We start from the raw sequence: 3,702 nt of genomic DNA, 5'->3' as shown, positions 1-3,702 counted from the left end.
GTTACTTACCTGGTTTCCAAATATAGAATGGATGCAGCAAATCGTCGGCTTTTTGAGTCCGATTACCGATCCTTAACTCAACCTCTTTCGATTTGTACCGCCGATCGGTCCACTCGATCTGTCGCCGATTATTGCGATCTTTGCCTTACAATTTGCCATGCAGGCATTGACTTTGCTTGGTTAACAGGTATTAGATCGCTCGATTCCCGCTCGATAATCGCCAGTAATTATCATTCCGATCGCACCACCATTAACCGACACTGCTAACGTGACAACTACAACGCTAATTTATATTGCTTTACTGCTATTGACCTGCGTCGGAGTAATTGGATCTGTGGTACCCGTGATGCCTGGGCCAATTTTGATTTTGGGTGCGTCGATCGGCGCGGGATGGCTATATCACTGGGATAATGTCACAGTTTCATTAATTGTCTCCAGCGTCGTCTTGGTAATGTGTTTCGCGATCGAGCAGTTATCGGGCATCTGGGGTGCCCAAAAAGCTGGTGCTAGTCATTGGGGTCAAATTGGTTCGATCGTCGGTCTGCTGCTCGGATTCATTGGGCTGCTGCCAGCTTTACCAGTTGGTGGCCCCTTAGTCGGGTTGTTTTTTGGGCCATTTATCGGCGCGGTTGTCGGCGAGTTGTGCTATCCCCGTGAGGTTGCCGTTGGCGAACGCGTGAGGATCTCTGTCAAGGCTGGCGTGGGTATCGTTCTCGGCTCGGTTATCGGTTTGGTTATCCAAGGTTTGCTTTCCCTGTTTGCGGCGATCGTGTTTGCTACTACTACTTGGCATTTAGGATTTGGCAACATTGGTTAGAGTTTACCAATCTTCACCTCGAATACTTATGGGCTGCATGTAAATTGCACCCGATAAGAATAGAGAACTGGCTTATCTTTATCGATGGCTGGGCGACTTTTGTCTACTTCAGTTGCCTCAGCAAATCCCGCTGTCACCGAAGTAGCTAGCAGTTTTTTGTTGGCTATGGTAGCCGGATCGCCATCGACGTAAGGTTTTTCATTTTCTAGGATTGGCGAAATACTATCACCAGTAATCGGATCTTGCCCTTGACTTAATTTATCAAAGGCTACCATCATCACAATGAATGGGGGTTGCTTAACTTTTGGACAAGCAAAGTCTGGTGGGTACTTTTGGCTGATTAATTTTGGTGGATATACTTTGAGATTGGGATATTTTTTGAGGTAATATTGCAGCTTGGCATTGGCAGCTTTGGTGTATTTACCATAAAAGCCGCCAGCACTGTCCCCTGTCGCGCTAGCTGGCTCAGTTGGAGTCGCTGGAGTGGAGTTAGGCGGGTTGGTATTAGTTCCTGGTAATGCTCCTGACGATCGCTGTCCTGGGCGATTGTTAGGGCTATTTGCTGGCGTCCGTGCGGGCGGATTGTTGCCACCATCATCATCTGTCTCGGCATTTGGCTGTGGCGTCACCAATTTTTGAGATTTTTTGGCTGGTGGTTTATTTGGCACTGGTGATGGTCTGGGAGTAGCATCTGTCCGGCTCGGTGGCTTCGGAGATTTGGGCGGGGAGCTGAAAATGGCATTGGGATCGAACAGCGGACTTACTGACTGTTTTCGAGGCGCTGCCTTGCGTTTTTTAGTGGCTGGTGGCTGGAACAGTGTGCCGTCAGAAGGACGTAGTGGTGAGAAGGGGATTGTCTGTGGTGCCGTCGAAAATTTGGTGGCGGGCGGTGGCGTTGCTGGGCTGGGGGCGACGCTGGGAGTTGGTGATGGGACAGCCTGGGGCGTGGGGGCAGGGGGTGCTTGCGGGATGCGCTGGAGTTCGCTGGGAGTTAATTCGACGACCTTGACGGTGGTGGGGCCAGCTTTTTTATCATCGGGTGCCAATTGGGTGAAAAAGGGCAAACCAGCGCCAATCAGGGTATGGAGGGCGAGCGATGCCACGATCGCGATCGCGGTCGGGTCGAGTAAAATGTCTAAAAAGTTTTTGCGATCGGAAGATTGGTACATATTAACCGTAAACGTTAACTGTCAAATGTGCAGATTAGGAGACGCTAATCCAACGAAGATCGATTCACAATGCCATCTCTACATCCGCATTCGATTCCCCGATACCTATTCTAAACTACATCATGCGATCGCGAGTCGTTCTCCATGGTGTTCGATGGACACTGGGCGAATTGCGACATTTTTTGTCATAATTATTAAGACATCTTAAATTTTTTGTATATTGTCACCAATGTTCGCAGCAGTTAAGTCTTTTCGACATAATCCCGTCCGTTGGCTGAAGCGTCGCTATCTGCGGTGGGTAGCACTGAGCTACTGGAGCTATCGCTGGCTGATAAGTCGGGGAATCGATCGACAGTTTGCCCAGGTGCAAATTTGGCGGGTAGCGGCGGGTTTCGATCTGGCGGCGTGGTTGCTCGCGATCGAAGATTCAGTTAAGCCAGAATACTGGGGCATGATGTAATTACTGCTGCTGTTGACGAGCAGATCGGCGGATCCAGTGACATAACCTACGGTGTACATACATCTTTTGTTAGAAGCGAAATCCCTCGGAATCCCCCTCAATCCCCCTTAGAAAGGGGGACTTTAAGAGCAAGCTGCAAGGTTGCGCTGTCTTGTCTCGCATAGGGGAACCCGAACAGTTCGCGCATCCGCTTTTAAGGGGGTTGGGGGATTCAGATCTAGAAACGGAGCAACAGCCGACTTGTCGGTACGCGGTAGATGACATAACTGGGGACGAGGTTGCGATTCATTAGTGAGCGTGTTTTTAAGGTTGATATGATACTTCTCAATGATATTCCTGCTCCTGCGTTCAGCTCTCCTGGGCGCTCGACTGTCGTGACAGCTTTGGCACCGATGCAGGATGTGACCGATGTCTGTTTTATGAATACGATCGCCAGTTATGGCTGTCCTGACTACTTTTTTACAGAGTACTTTCGGGTAAATGAGACTTCGCGGTTAGAAAAACCGATTTTGAGAGCGATTACCGAAAATACTACAGGTCGCCCGATTTATGCTCAAATGATTGGGGAGAGCATTCCCGATTTGGTGCGGACTGCGAAGTTATTAAGCGATTATCCCGTGGCTGGCATCGATCTCAATATGGGTTGTCCGGCACCTAAAATTTACCGGAAACGGGTCGGTGGGGGACTATTGCGCGAGCCGGAAAAGATCGATCGGATCTTGGGTGAGTTGCGATCGGCGATCGATGGTCGATTTACAGTTAAAATGCGGATTGGGTTCGAGGATACCAGTAATTTCGATCGGGTGTTGGATTCGATCGATCGACACGATATCGATTTACTCAGTTTACACGGTCGCACGGTCAAGGAAGGATATCACGGCAACGTTCACTACGATCGGATCGCTCACGCGGTACAACGTTTACGCTGTCCGGTGTTGGCAAATGGTAATGTTACTTCTGCTGCTAGTGCGATCGCGATTTTAGCCCAAACTCAGGCGGCGGGAGTGATGATCGGCAGATCGGCAATTCGCAATCCCTGGATTTTCAAGCAAATTCGGGAAGTATTAGCGGGCGAGCCGATGTCTACAGTGACGCTGGCTCAAGTGCGAGATTATATCGATCGGTTATACCAGATGCCCAAGGTACAAGCAGTCCAGTCAAAATCGCGCATCAGTCACCTGAAGTTGTATCTCAATTACATCGGACAAGGTGTAGATCCAGATGGAAATTTCTTGCGAGATATGCGACGAGCGCAA

General features: G+C 49.6%; 4 protein-coding genes and 1 pseudogene. 4 read left to right on the top strand and 1 reads right to left on the bottom strand.

Features of this window, described 5'->3' with window-relative positions; genetic code table 11:
• Positions 1–88 precede the first annotated feature (88 nt).
• Both RMO35_RS17030 and RMO35_RS17025 read left to right on the top strand, forming a co-directional pair.
• Positions 89–184 (top strand): annotated as a pseudogene (locus RMO35_RS17030) (YggT family protein); the annotation flags it as partial.
• An 84-nt stretch (positions 185–268) separates the two neighbouring features.
• On the top strand, positions 269–817 hold the full coding sequence (locus RMO35_RS17025) for a DUF456 family protein (RefSeq protein ID WP_309742508.1): 549 nt from the start codon (positions 269–271) through the stop codon (positions 815–817).
• A gap of 26 nt (positions 818–843) precedes the next feature.
• Here the strand turns inward: RMO35_RS17025 and RMO35_RS17020 are convergent, their stop codons facing one another.
• Complete coding sequence (locus RMO35_RS17020; protein WP_309742507.1) at positions 844–1,986, bottom strand: hypothetical protein; 1,143 nt, start codon at positions 1,984–1,986, stop codon at positions 844–846.
• A gap of 229 nt (positions 1,987–2,215) precedes the next feature.
• Between RMO35_RS17020 and RMO35_RS17015 the strand changes: the two genes are divergently transcribed.
• Complete coding sequence (locus RMO35_RS17015; RefSeq protein ID WP_309742506.1) at positions 2,216–2,446, top strand: hypothetical protein; 231 nt, start codon at positions 2,216–2,218, stop codon at positions 2,444–2,446.
• Between the two features lie 314 nt (positions 2,447–2,760).
• Positions 2,761–3,702: tRNA-dihydrouridine synthase family protein (locus RMO35_RS17010; protein WP_309742505.1), on the top strand; the 942-nt coding region annotated here is incomplete at its 3' end.

This window comes from Chamaesiphon sp. OTE_20_metabat_361 (assembly GCF_031364565.1).
The sequence above is the reverse complement of the archived record's forward strand: the minus strand, read 5'-3'. Positions and strand labels throughout refer to the sequence as shown.